This window comes from Fictibacillus barbaricus, from assembly GCF_031457135.1.
Taxonomy (GTDB): domain Bacteria; phylum Bacillota; class Bacilli; order Bacillales; family Fictibacillaceae; genus Fictibacillus; species Fictibacillus barbaricus_A.
In genome coordinates this window covers 119301-134998 of the sequence record NZ_JAVDWA010000002.1, presented here as the reverse complement: position 1 = coordinate 134998, position 15698 = coordinate 119301, and the positions used below count along the sequence as shown (strand labels likewise).

Sequence of the window (15698 nt, the reverse complement as noted above, 5' to 3'; positions counted from 1 at the left end):
GTGAGTCAGCACTTTTTTATGTGATGGATCGCATTGCTTCTATTAATAATGATTCTTCTTCTAACGTAATCGTCCTTAAGTCCATTAATACGGAATCGTCTTTGATCCTGACGATAATCGGAATTCTAAATTCTTTTAGCTGTTTTGATACATATTCAGCACCATTCTTATGCTTTAAAACAAGGCAGTATGTCGGTAATTTAACATCAGGCATTGTGCCTCCGCCAACTTGAGAAAATTCAGCCATGATTTGAAGAGTCAGTGAGGAATGCTCACCTACCTCGTCCTTAATCCAGCTCACTCTCTCTTTTATAAAACCTTCACTTTTTAAAATATCCCTTACTGTAGGAATCGACAATATTTCATCATTTACATAAGCGTGAAACGTTTCATTTAAAGCTGCAATGGTAAACTTATCTACACGAAGCACACGTGCAAGCTGATGCTTTTTTAAAACATCAATGTATTCTTTTTTTCCTGCTATGATTCCAGCTTGTGGGCCGCCAAGCAATTTATCACCGCTAAACGAAACGATATCGATGCCTTGCTCGATGACTTTTGAAACTAACGGCTCTTCTCCAATACCATATTGCTGGAAAGGAAAAAGTGCTCCACTTCCTAAATCTTCGTAAAGAATTACTTCTGCGTTTTCTTTTTTCAATTGCAGCAGCTCATGGGAAGTTACTTCTTTTGTAAATCCAATCACTTTAAAATTACTGGTATGTACTTTCATGATAATAGCAGTATTTTCGTTTAATGCTTTTTCATAATCTGATAAATGCGTCTTATTTGTTGTTCCTACTTCCTTTAAAACAGCTCCACTCTCTTCCATTATGGAAGATATGCGGAACGACCCGCCAATCTCAACAAGTTCTCCACGAGAAACGATAACTTCTTTATTTTTAGCAAATGCTTTTAAAATCAAATAAACTGCTGCAGCATTATTATTAACGACCATAGCCGCTTCCGCACCTGTTACTTGTTTAATAAGATGCTCTGTCAAGTCGTGCCTGGATCCACGTTTCCCCTCGTCAAGATTAAATTCCAAATTAGAATAAGCGAGTGCAGTTTCCATCATTCGGCTTACTGCTGCTTCACTGAGTCTGGAACGGCCCAAATTTGTATGTATGACGACACCGCTTGCATTAATTACAGAACGAATAAGGTTTGAAGGGTTCACCAGCTCTTTAATTGCTCTTTGCTTAATTAACTTTACTAGATCCGCATTTTTTTCAAGAGTATTCGTCCCGTTAAGTATCAGATTACGCCAATACGAAATTGAATCCTGTACAGCGCGTGTTATTTCTTTTTCAGATGATCCTTCACACTCACGGCTGAGTTCTCTAACTACTTCATGTACAGCCGGAAGCATCCTCAATAGCGCTGAATTCGACACATAGAATCCTCCTTAAAGGTGAATAAAGCAATCCTAGAAGGACTGCTTTATTTAATCTAAAAAATTGTTGCTATTTTATCTTTTTTATTGTCTGCTTTGACAGCAGATCGGAGTGAATACGAAAGTACCCTTAAGATTTAAGCTTTTAATTTTTCAAGTTCTTTAATGATAAGATCGTGATCCGGAAATTCCCCGGTTGCTTTCTTCGAATAAATATTTTGTCCATTCACTTCAATTTCAAATACACCGCCAGAACTTGGTATCATTTCAAGAGATGATATTTGTGAACGAAAATGGTTAAAAAGGTCTTCCGCGAGACTCGCGGCTTTAGGTGCAAAGTTTCACATCATGCAAAATTCAATACTTACCTTCATATCATTACCTCCTTTTTTATTACCTATTTTAGTATATCCTTCGCCAAGAAACAAAAATAATGTTTATACTACATATAGGAGGTGTGTTTACATATGAATGAGAATGAAAAAATAAGGCTGACTCAATATTCATCAAAAGGTGGCTGAGGATGCAAAATTGGTCCTGAAGACCTGGCGCAAGTTTTGCGCTATTTGCCAAAACGTGAAAATGATCCCAACTTATTAGTGGGTCTTGATACGTCTGATGATGCAGGTGTATATAAATTAACGGATGATATTGCGATGATTCAAACTGTGGATTTCTTTACGCCTATCGTAGATGATCCCTATATGTTCGGTCAAATCGCAGCTGCAAATTCACTAAGTGATGTATATGCTATGGGAGGAAAGCCGAAAACAGTTATGAATATTGTCGGATTTCCTATAAACACATTAGGTCATCATGTACTTGCAGAGATTTTAAGCGGCGCTGCAGACAAAGTAAAAGAATCTGGTGCTGTTTTAGTTGGCGGACATTCCATAGATGACTCGGAGCCAAAATTCGGTTTATCTGTTACAGGGCTTGTACACCCGTCAAAGGTATTCAAGAACGTTGGAGCAAAAACCGGTGATGTTATCGTTTTAACAAAACCGATCGGAGTTGGCATCCAAACAACTGCTATTAAAAGCAATAAACTTTCTAATAAACAGTTAGAACTTGTCACCGCAACAATGGCTGAACTTAATAAAGAGGCTGCAGAATGTCTGGAAGGACTTTCTCCAAATGCAGTAACAGATGTAACCGGATTTGGGTTATTGGGGCATGCTTCAGAAATGGCAAAAGGAACAGGCGGAATTTCTATACACCTGGACTTTAATAAAGTACCCCTTTTACCCGGTACTGAAGCACTCGCAAAGGAAGGCATTGTTCCTGGAGGATCGAAGGCAAACCACAGATGGATTAAGGATGATGTTTTTTATGATGAACAACTAGAAGAATGGCAGCAGCTCATTTTATGTGATGCCGTTACTTCAGGAGGTTTACTCATCAGCTTGCCGGAGAAAGAAGCCCAAATGTATGTAAATCGCATGATAGAAAAAGGAAAAGACTGTACAAGCATCATTGGTCATGTCACTTCTTTACTAGAAAAGCCGATAATGGCAACTTAAAAAACTCCAGACGATCGTCTGGAGTTTTTTTTAATGATTATAGAGTTGAGTGTACATTTCATGATTAAAATCGTCTGGAACACCATCAAAGAAAAGGGCTCCATTTTTTAAAGCAATAATCCGTGTAGCGAATTTCTTCGCGAGACCTACATCATGAACATTAATAATGGTTACTAGATTCCGTTTATCATGCGTTTCTTTTAATAACTGAAAGATCCTGTCTGCAGTCCCAGGATCCAGACTAGCAACAGGTTCATCACCTAAAAAGACTTTTGGGTTTTGAAGAAGTGCTCTTGCAATGGCAACTCTCTGTTTTTGTCCCCCGCTCAAATTCTCTACTCGTCTTGTCGGTTCAACAAACAGTTCAACCTGATTAATCGTGTCAATTGCAAGTTGTCTTTCTGCTGGTTTGAACAAACCAAATAAATTTTCATACGATTTTTTATATCCGAACAAACCCGTTAAAACATTTTGAATGACGCTCATTCTAGGTATTAGATTATAATGCTGAAAAATCATTCCTGTTTTCCTGCGAACTTCTAATTTTTCTTTAGAAGTCATGGAGGAAAGAGGTTTATATCCCCATCTGATTTCTCCATCCGTTATAGGCTGCAAGCCGTTTATACAGCGAATAAACGTTGATTTCCCTGCTCCGCTTTGTCCTAGTACACAAACAAATTCACCATTTTGTATGGAGATATTCAATTTTTTTAATGCCGGCTCTGCAGCACCTGGATATCGAACAGATACATTCTCAAATTGAATCATTTTACCACCTAAATAACCTTCTCGCGTATTTTACCGCCTGTAAAATCAACTAAAATAACGATAATCATGATTAACATTACATCAACTGATACAAGCTGATACTGAAATGTTTTAAAATGGATAAAGAGCTGCTGTCCAATCCCCCCGCCACCAATCAATCCCAATATTAATGAAGTCCTTATCGCTACTTCAAATCGATAAAAAAACTGAGATAGAACATTCGGCCAAATTTGCGGCAATATTCCAAACACATTACCAATCCATCGAGTAGTTCCTACAGCAGACATCGCTTCCATCGGACCTTTATCCGCGGCTTCAATCAATTCAGCAATTAGTTTACCCAAGACACCTATATTATGCAGGACAATTGCAATAACAGCTGGAAAAGGACCGAGTCCAAGAGTTGTTAACAATATGAGTCCAAACACAAATTCAGGAACAGATCTTAAAAAACTAAGAAAAAATCGGATTATCGTATACAAATACGTATATCCCGCCGTATTCTTTGCTGCCAAAAAACTGACGGGCAAAGCGATCATCAGCCCAAACAAACTGCCTAAAAATGCAACAGCAATTGTTAATAGACTTTCTTGAAAAAGATAGGGAAGATTCTGTGTATTCATAGGAAACCACTTTGATAGAAAATCCCCCATATTTTCAAAGTCTTTAAACTTTGAAAGATCAAATTCCGTAAGCCTCGCGCTAAAGAAAACGAGTACTGCTAGTAGCAATAAGACGAAATACTGACTTTTTTTAAACCAAACCATTTTTCCCCTCTATTCTGTTATCATACCCTCTTTTATTGCAGCCTTTCGGATACTTGCATAATCTTTATTTTCCGCTTTTGTAAAACCAGTTGCACCATACGCTCCTAATATCTCTTTATCTTTAATAGATAAAAAAGAGTCTTGAAGCTGTTTTATCGTTTTTTCATCCGTGTTTTTTGAAACAGCCCATGGGTATTGAAATAATTTTTCTGATTTCCAAATGGTCTTAAACTGTTTTCCGTCAACTGTGCCTTCTTCCACAAGTTTATCAAAAATGGCGCTGTCGATTGCACCAACATCTACTTGTTTGTTTTGTACAGCTAAAGCAGTGGCATCATGAGAGCCCGTAAAACGAACATTTTTAAAATCATTTTCTGATTCACTCTTGTATACTCCTTCATCCTTCAACTTAATACCGGGTATTAGCGAACCTGATGTTGAAGAAGGATCACCAAAAGCAAATTTCACATTTTTAACATCGCTAATCATATCTTCTATGGAATTATATTTGCTGTCTTTATGAGTAATTAAATATGAATAATAAAATGGTTCACCTTTTATTAATTGAGTAATAATTGCTTTTGCTCCACTTTGTTCATGAGCAACAACATATGTAAGAGGACCAAAATAAGCCATATCAATTTTGTTATAGTTCATCGCTTCTACTACACCGTTATAATCCGGATAAGATGTAATTTTCACTTTGCGATCTAATTTATTACTTAACACCTTTTGCAGTTTATCTAGGGAACTTTTCATTTCTCCTTCTGTCTGTGCTGGAATAACACCGATTGTAAATACGTCATTGGTCTTTTTATCCGCATTTTTATCTTTATCCTTCGTACCGCATGCAGATAACACCAATACGAGGATGATGAATAATACACTTAATTTTTTCATTTCTGTTCTCTCCTTATTGCGTATAGATTTGTAAGTAAGATTCAATTTCTTGTTTCATCGTGTGCTTTTCTTTTACTGTCTGGTAACCATGAAAACATATTCTTTCATATAATTGGCGGTCTGTAATTAGTCTTTTTAATGAACGGTACAGACCTTCTTGATCGTCAAACAAAAGACCATTATAGCCATGGCTGATGATGCTTGTATTGCCGGGAATATTTCTAGCTGCAACAGGCTTCTTCTCATGCATTGCCTCTAATAAAGAGGTGGATTGCCCTTCTGATATAGAAGTATTGACTACAATATCTGCCCATTGATACACATCTCTCATAAGGGATAAATCAATTTCTGATCTGTAATGAAACCATTCAAATTTGCTTGTCAATGAATTAACTTGTTTATAAACTTGATCATCTAGATTAGCCCCTAGAATCAAAAAAATGATATCAGGATAAACCATTTGTAATTTTTGAATAGACGCCACAGCAAAAAGCACATCTTTTACTGGCCGTAATCCAGCAGGCAACAAAATTTTTGGAAAGCCTGAGGGAAAGTGAATTCCATCCTTTCCACCTTTGCCTCGTTCAGGGAAATAAGGGGTTTGAGGAATAACCTGAACAAAATTTTCATGGAATTTTAAAATCTTAAGCAAGTTTGTCTTTGCATCATCTGTAAACACTGTAATGGCTTTAGCTTCTTTTAAGATGGGCAAATATTTCTCTTTATGTTCCTTTAGAGAATGATTGATATCGGTACCGCCTGATGTAATAACATATGGTCGATCTAATTTAAAATCGTTCTTTTCACACCAATTTGTAAACCTTGCAAATTGAAGAACATGAAACAAATCAGCTTGTTCCATTTGTGCAATTAATTCTCTCGTTATCGAATCTTCCTCGTATGCAAAGACAGTTACATTTACCCCTTTCTCATTTAGTCCTTGTTCCAGTCTCCTTGCAGTTGCTGAGTTTCCCCTGCTTTGATGATAATAAGGTGTAAAAAACAAAACATTTAACTTTTTCATTCATTACATCCATTTCCTTACTGTTTCATTCCTAACAGTATACCCCTTGGAATCTATACATTCCAAAACAGGTATTAAAAACTTTCTTGATAGGTTTAGAGCATTTTTTGCATCTTGAACCGTGAATTGGCAATCCGTGTTCTTTTTTAGTAGTTCAACAGCATGAGAAAAAGCTTTGCTGCTTATAAAAACATCATCAAATAGTTTGTACACTAGTTCATTTTTCAATAAGAAATATTTAAAATCGGAATATAGTTCTTCAGGAAGCTGCTGACTTCTATAAAGTGATAATAACTCTTTTGGTTCTAATCCCATCTCTTCCAGCATACTTGCAACTTTCAGCATTCGTTTTTCCCATTTAGCAGGATACGTTGGAGCGAAATCCGGCAAGTGAATCAGCTGATCACTTAATTTTATGGCTGTCTGTTCGATCATCATTTCTACAAATCCTTGAACCGCTTTTTGATGCAAATGCTTGTCCAGTGATTGAACGATCTCAGCCTTTGGAATTCCCGGACGCAACGAATGAACACTATGATAATTTTGTAATCTAAGCTGCAAATCTTCTTTTAAGCTATTAAATGTTGTGAAAGACATATAATAACCATTTATGACTAACACCTTGCCAGTTTCCATTAATTCGTTCAAAACAGTTTGGATTCCAGTACTTATACCCGTCCATTTTTTTAAGTTTTCTAAATCTGCTGTCCCTTCTTTTTGAAGCGTTTGTAAAATTCGATCTTCCGGAGTTCCTGCAAATTTTTCTTTTAGTAAAGCAGCTGTATCGTGGCCAAATTTATATTTTTCTCCATTTGGATCGATGACTTTTCCCCCGCCGATCGTTTCTTCAGGTGAAGGTCGTCTAACAATAAAGTGATCTTCCCTTTTCGCTACAATCATTTCATCAAGGCGCACTTGACAAAAAATTTGTTCAGTCGACGGTTCTAACTCATTCCGATCAAAAAAAATGAGTTTTCCCATTACTTCAGCTGTTCCGGTATAAAACTTAACAAGTGATCTCTGCTTAAGTTTACCTGTCCACTCTTTGCCTGTCGTCATAACAAGATCAATCGTATTCGTTACAGTATACGAATTAGGAGAAAGTAAGACATGCCCGCGTCTCCATTCACGTTTAGCCCCTCCTGAAATATTAATGGCAGTCCTTTGTCCAGCTTTAGCAGAATCTACCTTCGTTTTATGAACTTGGATTTTTCGTATTTTTACTTTTTCACCGCCTGGCTGAATTTCGAGCTCTTCCCCTTCTTTTATTTCACCTTCATAAATAGTTCCTCTTACAACTGTTCCTTGTCCTTTAACTGTGAATATATGATCCAGCGGCATACGAAATGGTCCAAGTGCTGATCTTGTTTTCATATTTCTCAGCCTTGCTGCTATAGCTTCTTTTAAAACTTCAATACCATTCATCGAAATACTGTCTACAAAAAACGGATGTGCACCTTCAAAAGTTGAATTTTTTGTCAGCTCCATAATATCTTCTTCAACTAGAAGCTTCATATCGTCATCAATTAAATCAGATTTTGTGACGACAATCATGCCGTTTTGTATGTTCAAGAAAGATAAAATTTCAAAGTGTTCTTTCGTTTGAGGCATTACCCCTTCATCTGCTGCGATAACAAGCAATACGAGATCAATTCCAGCCACACCAGCGATCATTTGCCTGATCAGCTTTTCATGTCCAGGTACATCAACTATTGCCGTATGAAGATCATCGGTTAGCTTAAAGGGAGCAAAACCAGGTTCAATCGTAATTTTTCGTTCTTTCTCTTCTTTTAAAGTATCAGTATCAATACCACTTAATGCTTTTGTCAGGGTTGTCTTCCCGTGATCGATATGTCCAGCCATTCCTATTGTATAACTGTTAGTTGTCATCTGATGAACCACCTATTTAAAGTCTCTTATTCACTTTAAGAAAATCATAAACGAAATTCGACAATTATGCACATCTGCCCGCTTGATAAATTATTTCCCGGACTTTTTATGCAACGCTGCATAATTATTCACTATTGATTACACACAAGTTATCCACAGGAAAAGTTATGCACAATTGTCCACAGGTACATCTGTTATAGTGTTTAGAATCATCTGTTATATACTAAAAACTGTTATAGTCTGTTTTTGCATCTGTTTCACTTGTCTGTTGAGGGGAGTTAAAGCAGAATGATAAAGATTTACAATCCATACATGCATTAATGAATTAATTCAACGATCACGACCATTTGTGCAGTAACCACCCCCTCCCCTGCTTTAGGTGATTTAAATCTGCACAATATTAGAAGGATGGACTTGGTTTTTTATTTTTAATAGTCTATACTAGTTTTTGTGGCACATGTACATGGGGCCAGTTGTGTAGCTGGTGCTTGCCTGGGTCTTCAAAACCTTTTGGGAGGCGCGTGCCGTCTCTGGTGGGTTCGATTCCCACATGGTCCCGCCATAAATTTATACATATGAGGTGGACGCATTGTCTGGATGGTTCATCACCTTTATCGTGTTATGGTCTATCTTTTTATTTACGATGTTTGCGATTGGCGGATACTTTATGTTTCGCAAATTTTTAAAACGGTTGCCGAAAGAAGATGGGAAATCGATCTTGGATTGGCAAGAATATTATATTAACGAGACCTTGCACCTTTGGAATGACGATCAAAAAAAATTGTTAAATGAATTAGTTGCACCAGTTCCTGAACTTTTCCGAGATGTGGCTAAAGGCAAGATTGCGGGTAAAATCGGAGAATTGGCTGTAGAGGAAAACGCGAGTATCATAACAGAGGATTTAATTATTAGAGGATATATTATCGCAACGCCGAAGCGGGACCATAAATGGCTGATTAAAACATTAAAACAAAAAGAGATCGACTTAAAGCCTTATCAGCAATTACTCGCATAAAAAACCCTGAATCCAAAAGATTCAGGGTTTTATTATATCGCAATTTCATTTTGTTTCTTTTTAAATTGAAACAGCATCGCTAAACGCCAAGGCATGATCATCCCGAATGCTACGATAAAAAATAATGAACTCGTTTCTAAATAAGAAACGGTTGTACCAATGTACCATTTCAATGCTAAACGTATAGCGAACAATCCTACTAAAATGAAGATGAACGCTTTCGAACGAATTAAATATACTTCGTTATTCTTTATTTCAAATTTACTTGTAACGATAAGCAATATCGAGAAAATCATTCCAGCCAAAAACGCCTCCCCTGCTTCTGCCCACGGTACGCGAAAAAATGGCATGGTAAACATCAGGAATCCTGTACTCATAAAAACAGGCGGTAAAATGATTTTTTTTAAGGTTACCGGCTCCCTCGTTTCCCTCATTCGAAATTTAAAAATTAAGATACCCATTACTATAGCAAAAAATGTACTCGCAATTAAAAACACAGTCAGTTCCCTTTCTCTTCAGCTTTTTCTAATTTATCTTCTGCAATTGTTAAAATGATTGTCATTGTCACGCCAATAACCGTAAAATAAACGCCAAGGTCAAAAAGCATTGCAGTTGCAAGCTCTGTCTTACCCAAAAGCGGGAGGTGAAAATACCCGAATGTATGACTTAAAAACGGGACACCTAAAACGAATGATCCCGCACCAGTTAAAAGGGCTATGAGAAGTCCAGCAGCAATCATATATGTGAAATTTATCGGTAATATCCTATGTACAGGCTTTAATCCATATGAAAGGTAAAGAAGTAAAAAAGCACCCGCTCCCATTAATCCCCCTATAAATCCGCCACCAGGGGCATTATGTCCAGAGAGCAGCATATTTACAGAGAAAGCTAAAATAACAAAGACTATCGTATTTGTTGTAGTTTTTAATATCACATCATTTGAGCGTGTATTCATGTTTCACACTCCTTTCTTCGCTGCGGTTAAAATCCTTGAAAACCTCCGAAAACACGATTTACTAAAAAGGAAGTAAATTGAGTCATCCAGTTAAAATAAAGCAGCACACCCATTACAATCATGAGACTGCCGCCTATTTTCATGAATTGACGATTAAACCGTTTAATTACTCTTAGTTTATCCAAAAAGAAGCTTAAAACAAAAAATGGAACTGCAAATCCCAGCACATAAGCAATCATATAAGTTAATGATGCTGCTGGATTCGAAACACCCAAAGCGATAACTCCTGCAAGTATAGGTCCCATACATGGAGTCCAACCAGCAGCAAATCCTATTCCGATCAGAACAGAACCTAAATAACCAGCTGGTCTTGATTGAAAACGGATTTTTTTATCTTTCATCAAAAAGGCAGGTGCTATAAAGCCCATTACCACAAGCCCGAAAAAGACAATGACAATCGCTCCAACTTGTCTTAATAAAGATTGATATTGGACGAAAATATCTCCAATCATCGTAGTCGATAGTCCAAGAACAATAAATATAATCGAAAATCCTAATAAGAAAAAAGCAGTATGCAGCATAGCCCTTTTTTTAAGCATGGCTTGTTCTTCTTTTAATTCTTGGACAGATATACCTGTTATATACGACAAAAATGCTGGGTACAAAGGTAAACAGCATGGAGAAATAAACGAAAGCAGCCCGGCTGCAAATGCAAGCCAAATATTGATATCATTCATCTTAACAATAGCTCCTTCAACATATTCTCTCTCTATCTTAATGTGAATTAACAATTTGTTCAATCATTAAGAAAGACAGCTCCATTTCAAAGCTGTCTTTCTTTCGTAAAGAATTATTTTTTGTTTAAGTATTCTTCGAGTGTAATTCCTTGTTCATGAATTTTTTTAGCATGCTCTTTTCCTACATAACGAAGGTGCCAAGGTTCGTAACTGTAACCTGTGATTTTTTCTTTCCCTTTCAGATAACGGATAATAAAACCGTATTTATATCCATTTTCAGCAAGCCATTTTCCTTCTGGTGTTTCACCAAACTTCTCTTCTAGACCATAATTTACTTTCGGAGAAGTGACATCCATGGAAAGCCCCGTCTGATGCTCACTTTGTCCTGGCTGCGCACTCACTTGGTTTGCCTTTTCTTTACCACGCTGATTAGCGTTGTATGTGAAAATAGAAACCTGTGTTTTATAAGAACGGTAACCTGATTGTGCAAGTAATTCCAGCCCTTGATCTTCTGCTCCTTTAAAGAGTTCTTCCAAAGCAGATGCAGCTTCTTTTCTCATTTTCTTTTTAGGCAAGTCCTCTTTAAACGGGAAGGGTACGTTAGGTGTAACAAGGTCTTTAGGTACGTAGTCCCCTGGAAGATTTCTCTCCTTATTCGCTACGACTAAAAGGTCGTCAGGGTTTTGAACAATTGATTTACCGTCTGATGAAGCTTGTACAGTATCTTTAAGCCACGGTAAATTTTTTTGTGCCGGTTCCTCTTTGTTATCATTTTCCGAAGGCGTCTCAGCTTGATCAGCATGCTTGTTTTGATCTTTTTTCTCAGTTCCATGTTTTTCTTCTTCTGCTTGGTGGTTTTTCTCTGAATCGTTAAAGGCAGCATTCCATTCTTTCTCTACCCAGTCAATTGGCTTACAAGCAGATAGAACAACCATAGAACCGATCAGCATTGATGTTTTAACAAATCTCTTCAAAACATTATCATCCTTTTAAATCAGTTTGTTTGTATGCTATCTAATCATAGGACAATATGCAAATAAGTCAATATGAAAGAGAAGATAGTCGAATTTTCGATGAAATTTAGACAAAAAAAGGAACCAGAAGATTTGGCTCCTAGCTCACATCTTCAACTGAATCTTTGCCATGCTGTAATATAAACATCTTATGATAAAGACCTCTTTGCTTGATTAAATCTTGATGTGTTCCGCGTTCAACAATTTCTCCTTGATGCAGAACCAGAATTAAATCAGCGTCTTGTATCGTTGAAAGTCGATGAGCAATGGCGATAGTTGTACGACCGCTTCTCATTTTATATAGAGCAGCCTGTATTTCTTCTTCTGTTTCCGTATCTATATTTGCTGTTGCTTCATCTAAAATCAAAATCCGGGGCGAAAAAGCCATTGTTCTCGCAAATGAAATCAATTGTCGCTGTCCGCTTGAAAAAGTAGAACCTCGTTCACCTATTTCTGTCCGGTACTGATGCGGCAGTTTCTCAATAAAAGAAGATGCCTGAACAAAACGCGCAGCCTCTTTTACATCATTTTCTGTAATCGATGAATTATAAAGTCTTATATTTTGTGTAATGTCACCTACAAACAAAAACGGATCTTGAAGCACCAGCCCGACTTTTTTACGTAATTCATCATTTTCAAATGCATTTAAAGAGATATCATCAAGTAATATTTCTCCTTTACTGATATTGTAAAAACGCATAAGCAGATTAATGATGGAGCTTTTCCCGCTTCCCGTATGACCTACGAGAGCTACAGTTTGTCCTGGATACGCTGTAAATGAAATGTTTTTTAACACTTCCTGCTCACCATCATAGGAAAATGAAACGTTGTTAAATTCGATCTTCCCTTCTTGTATGAGAGGATCTCCTTCTCCCACTTTAACTGGAGCCTCATCCTTTTCATCCATCACCGTAAAGACTCTTCCTGCTGATACAATGGCTTGCTGAAAGATCGAAAGTCTCATCATCATCATATTTACAGGTTCAAAAAACCGGTCCAAATAATTAATGAACGCATAAACAACACCTATTTCAATACCAGTACCAAATGACTTTATTCCAAAAAACGATAGAATCATAACCAAAGCAACCATATAAACAAGGTCTACTGCCGGCCGTAAAAGGAGACCATTAAATTTAATGTTCCTCATTTGCGCATCATTATGTTCTTTATTGATTTGAGCAAACTCATGACGAAGCCGTTTTTGCTGATTAAAAACTTGTACGATCGACATTCCTTGTAAAGATTCATTCAGCTTTGCATTCAGCTGGCTCAGTTTTTCTCTCATTTCATAAAAGGATTTAGAACTGTATTTTCTGTACAGCCACATAATCGCTGCAACAAATGGTAATATCCCTAAACAAAACAAAGCCAATTCTACGTTTAAATAAAACATGAAGCCGAAAATCCCAATCAAGATTACAACATTTTGAACAAAAGTCGAGAGAACACTTACATATAAATCTTTTACTGCCTCTGTATCATTTGTAATTCGAGAAACAAGACTTCCAACAGGTGTTCGGTCAAAAAATTTCAGGCCAAGCGAGTGTACTTTCGAGAAAATCTGTATTCTTATCTCATGAATAATATCAAGCGCAACCGATTGAAAAAGAACGAATTGAATATAATGAATCGTTGCTGAAAAGATAATCAAGCTTATATACCCAGCTGCAAGCAGCCACAACATTTGATAATCAAAGCTCCTTGGTGTCAACTGGTCATCAATAAAAGTCTTAACTAAAATGGGGCTTGTTAATTCTGCTCCAGTAGCAAGCAATAACAATAAAAAGGCAACCGTTAATTTTCGTTTATGTTGTGCAGTATAAGATAGTAAACGCTTAAACACGTCCCATTGTTTCATTTGGTTTAATTCCTGCTGAACTTCAAACTCTTTAGCTGCGCTCACGAGTGGATACCTCCTTGTGCAATAAGCGACTCTAAAGCTTGCCGCTCATATGTTTCTTTATACCATCCTTTTTCACTAAGCAAGGTTTGATGTGTACCACTCTGAATAATCGATCCGCTTTCCAATACGATAATAAGATCACAATGAGAAATAGAAGATAGCCGGTGAGAGGTAATGATTGTCGTTTTATTTTGACGTTTCTTTTTTAAATTTTGAAGAATGATTTCTTCCGTTTTTGCATCCACAGCTGATAATGAATCATCCAAGATCAAAATTTCGGGTTCTGGGAGAATGGCTCTTGCAATAGATATTCTTTGTTTTTGACCTCCTGATAACGTTACACCACGCTCACCTACTACAGTTTCGTATCCATGTTTGAATTGAGTAATATCCTGATGGATAGAAGCAAGCTCCGCAGCCTCTTTAATTTTCGAAAATGGAGAATCTATTTTAGCAAAAGCGATATTTTCTGAAATGGTCGCTGAAAATAGGAAATGATCCTGCGGGACATAGCCAATCGATTCTCTTAATTTATCGAGCCGATATTCGCAAATATCAGTACCATCAATAAGAATCTCACTCTCTTTGAGGTTAAATTCCCGTAATAGAACCCGGCAAAGTGTCGTTTTCCCGCTGCCTGTCTTACCTACTATACCAAGTGTCTGTCCTCTCTTTAACGAAAATTGAATATTAGTAAGTACGGGAGTTTGATCTGTATAACAAAACTTATCTATTTGATACACAAGATCTCCTTTTGGACTAAAATCAATAGAACCTTGATCATCGATTTCTTCTTTGACCGCAAGCAACGCTTCCACCCGATCATACGAAGCTCTTCCCCTTTCCACAATATTAAATAGCCATCCGAATGCGAGCATTGGCCATATCAATAAACCAAGATAACTAGTAAAAGACACGAGTTCACCAATCGTTAATTCATTTTGCACGACCAATCTTGAACCATAGCTAACAGCCAGAAAAAATGAAAATCCGATAATAAGAGATATCGTAGGATCAAATAAAGAATCTATTCTCGCTACAGCCATATTTTTCTTTACTGCATCATTCGAAAGATCAGAAAAATGATTTAGGTCATCCTTTTCCTGTCCAAAAGCTTTTATTACACGTGTTCCCGAAATGCTTTCTTGTACTTTATCATTCAATGCTGAAAAAGCTTCCTGAGCACTATGAAATCTTTTATGCAGCATCGTACCATATTTATTTGTTGCCCAAGCCATTACGGGAAGCGGGATTAAACTCACAAGTGTTAATTTCCAGCTGATTGTTGTCGCCATAGCTACAAGGGTCATTCCACCCATCATTAATGAATCTACTAATGTCAGCACCCCGTCACCAGCTGTTTGCTGAATAGCTTGAAGGTCGTTAGTGGAATGTGCCATCAAGTCCCCAACACGGCGTTTATGATAAAATTCTTGAGATTTTTTCGTAAAATGTGTGTACAATCTGTTTCTTAATATCATGGCAAGTTTAACAGCTGCACCAAAAATAAAAATTCTCCATATGTAACGAAGTATATATATACCGAGTGCGATGATGATAAGAATCCCTCCATAATGCCAGAGTAATTCTTCAGTCAATGTTCCTTGTTTCATGTGATCGACGATTCTTCCAACGATTTTCGGCGGTACCAATAACCCTAAAGATACTAACGCTAACATAAAAATGCCGCCTAAATATCGCCATTTTTCTTGTTTGAAATACCACATTAATTGTAAAAACACCCTCACAATCTGTCCCCCCCTGTAAGCAACTTAACGCCTTTTTAGTTTACCAATATATGAGA

At 37.0% G+C, this 15698-nt stretch carries 15 protein-coding genes and 1 tRNA gene; 3 read left to right on the top strand and 13 right to left on the bottom strand.

Annotated features, from left to right (window positions below; translation table 11 throughout):
• Positions 1–16 precede the first annotated feature (16 nt).
• Both selA and J2X07_RS06065 read right to left on the bottom strand, forming a co-directional pair.
• Complete coding sequence (gene selA, locus J2X07_RS06070; RefSeq protein WP_310257532.1) at positions 17–1396, bottom strand: L-seryl-tRNA(Sec) selenium transferase; 1380 nt, start codon at positions 1394–1396, stop codon at positions 17–19.
• A gap of 137 nt (positions 1397–1533) precedes the next feature.
• Positions 1534–1770 carry an Rdx family protein gene (locus J2X07_RS06065; protein WP_396193662.1) on the bottom strand — a complete coding sequence of 79 codons (237 nt, stop codon included), beginning with the start codon at positions 1768–1770 and terminating at the stop codon, positions 1534–1536.
• A gap of 93 nt (positions 1771–1863) precedes the next feature.
• Here J2X07_RS06065 and selD point away from each other — a divergent pair, with 93 nt between their 5' ends.
• Complete coding sequence (gene selD, locus J2X07_RS06060; RefSeq protein WP_310257531.1) at positions 1864–2919, top strand: selenide, water dikinase SelD; 1056 nt, start codon at positions 1864–1866, stop codon at positions 2917–2919.
• A gap of 30 nt (positions 2920–2949) precedes the next feature.
• Here selD and phnC read toward each other — a convergent pair whose 3' ends face one another.
• Genes phnC through selB form a run of 5 tightly spaced genes read right to left on the bottom strand, consistent with a single transcriptional unit; the run spans position 2950 to position 8268 of the window.
• Positions 2950–3687 carry a phosphonate ABC transporter ATP-binding protein gene (phnC, locus tag J2X07_RS06055; protein WP_310257530.1) on the bottom strand — a complete coding sequence of 246 codons (738 nt, stop codon included), beginning with the start codon at positions 3685–3687 and terminating at the stop codon, positions 2950–2952.
• Positions 3688–3695: 8 nt separating this feature from the next.
• Entirely contained in the window at positions 3696–4454 is a 759-nt protein-coding gene (phnE, locus tag J2X07_RS06050; protein WP_310257529.1) for a phosphonate ABC transporter, permease protein PhnE, read from the bottom strand.
• A 9-nt stretch (positions 4455–4463) separates the two neighbouring features.
• Positions 4464–5354, bottom strand: coding sequence for a phosphate/phosphite/phosphonate ABC transporter substrate-binding protein (phnD, locus tag J2X07_RS06045; protein ID WP_310257528.1), 891 nt, complete (start codon positions 5352–5354; stop codon positions 4464–4466).
• Positions 5355–5367: 13 nt separating this feature from the next.
• On the bottom strand, positions 5368–6378 hold the full coding sequence (locus J2X07_RS06040) for a glycosyltransferase (RefSeq protein ID WP_310257527.1): 1011 nt from the start codon (positions 6376–6378) through the stop codon (positions 5368–5370).
• Between the two features lie 3 nt (positions 6379–6381).
• Positions 6382–8268, bottom strand: a complete 1887-nt coding sequence (gene selB / locus J2X07_RS06035; protein ID WP_310257526.1) for a selenocysteine-specific translation elongation factor — start codon at positions 8266–8268, stop codon at positions 6382–6384.
• 465 nt (positions 8269–8733) lie between these two features.
• Here selB and J2X07_RS06030 point away from each other — a divergent pair.
• Both J2X07_RS06030 and J2X07_RS06025 read left to right on the top strand, forming a co-directional pair.
• Positions 8734–8830: transfer RNA gene (locus J2X07_RS06030), tRNA-Sec, on the top strand.
• 27 nt (positions 8831–8857) lie between these two features.
• The gene (locus tag J2X07_RS06025; protein ID WP_310257525.1) at positions 8858–9283 is read left to right on the top strand and encodes a DUF2621 domain-containing protein; all 426 of its coding nucleotides are present in this window, start codon (positions 8858–8860) and stop codon (positions 9281–9283) included.
• A gap of 32 nt (positions 9284–9315) precedes the next feature.
• On the opposite strand, the gene J2X07_RS06020 is transcribed toward J2X07_RS06025, so the two are convergent.
• From J2X07_RS06020 to J2X07_RS05995, 6 genes are all read right to left on the bottom strand, one after another.
• Positions 9316–9780, bottom strand: coding sequence for a CcdC family protein (locus J2X07_RS06020; protein WP_310257524.1), 465 nt, complete (start codon positions 9778–9780; stop codon positions 9316–9318).
• Between the two features lie 2 nt (positions 9781–9782).
• A complete protein-coding gene (locus J2X07_RS06015; RefSeq protein ID WP_310257523.1) occupies positions 9783–10238 on the bottom strand; it encodes a Na(+)/H(+) antiporter subunit B in 456 nt (151 codons plus the stop codon).
• 26 nt (positions 10239–10264) lie between these two features.
• Positions 10265–10975, bottom strand: a complete 711-nt coding sequence (locus J2X07_RS06010; protein ID WP_310257522.1) for a cytochrome c biogenesis CcdA family protein — start codon at positions 10973–10975, stop codon at positions 10265–10267.
• Positions 10976–11088: 113 nt separating this feature from the next.
• A complete protein-coding gene (locus tag J2X07_RS06005; protein ID WP_310257521.1) occupies positions 11089–11949 on the bottom strand; it encodes a M15 family metallopeptidase in 861 nt (286 codons plus the stop codon).
• A gap of 139 nt (positions 11950–12088) precedes the next feature.
• Entirely contained in the window at positions 12089–13849 is a 1761-nt protein-coding gene (locus J2X07_RS06000; protein ID WP_310258180.1) for an ABC transporter ATP-binding protein, read from the bottom strand.
• 41 nt (positions 13850–13890) lie between these two features.
• Positions 13891–15642: an ABC transporter transmembrane domain-containing protein gene (locus J2X07_RS05995; protein ID WP_310257520.1), complete on the bottom strand. Its 1752-nt coding sequence runs from the start codon at positions 15640–15642 to the stop codon at positions 13891–13893.
• Positions 15643–15698 lie beyond the last annotated feature (56 nt).

Excerpts from the sequence above, each read along its gene's own strand:
- J2X07_RS06000 (WP_310258180.1), bottom strand. The coding sequence starts at position 13,849 with ATGAAACAATGGGACGTGTTTAAGCGTTTACTATCTTATACTGCACAA.
- J2X07_RS06010 (WP_310257522.1), bottom strand. The coding sequence starts at position 10,975 with ATGAATGATATCAATATTTGGCTTGCATTTGCAGCCGGGCTGCTTTCG.
- J2X07_RS06040 (WP_310257527.1), bottom strand. The coding sequence starts at position 6,378 with ATGAAAAAGTTAAATGTTTTGTTTTTTACACCTTATTATCATCAAAGC.
- phnE (WP_310257529.1), bottom strand. The coding sequence starts at position 4,454 with ATGGTTTGGTTTAAAAAAAGTCAGTATTTCGTCTTATTGCTACTAGCA.
- phnC (WP_310257530.1), bottom strand. The coding sequence starts at position 3,687 with ATGATTCAATTTGAGAATGTATCTGTTCGATATCCAGGTGCTGCAGAG.
- selB (WP_310257526.1), bottom strand. The coding sequence starts at position 8,268 with ATGACAACTAACAGTTATACAATAGGAATGGCTGGACATATCGATCAC.
- phnD (WP_310257528.1), bottom strand. The coding sequence starts at position 5,354 with ATGAAAAAATTAAGTGTATTATTCATCATCCTCGTATTGGTGTTATCT.
- J2X07_RS06015 (WP_310257523.1), bottom strand. The coding sequence starts at position 10,238 with ATGAATACACGCTCAAATGATGTGATATTAAAAACTACAACAAATACG.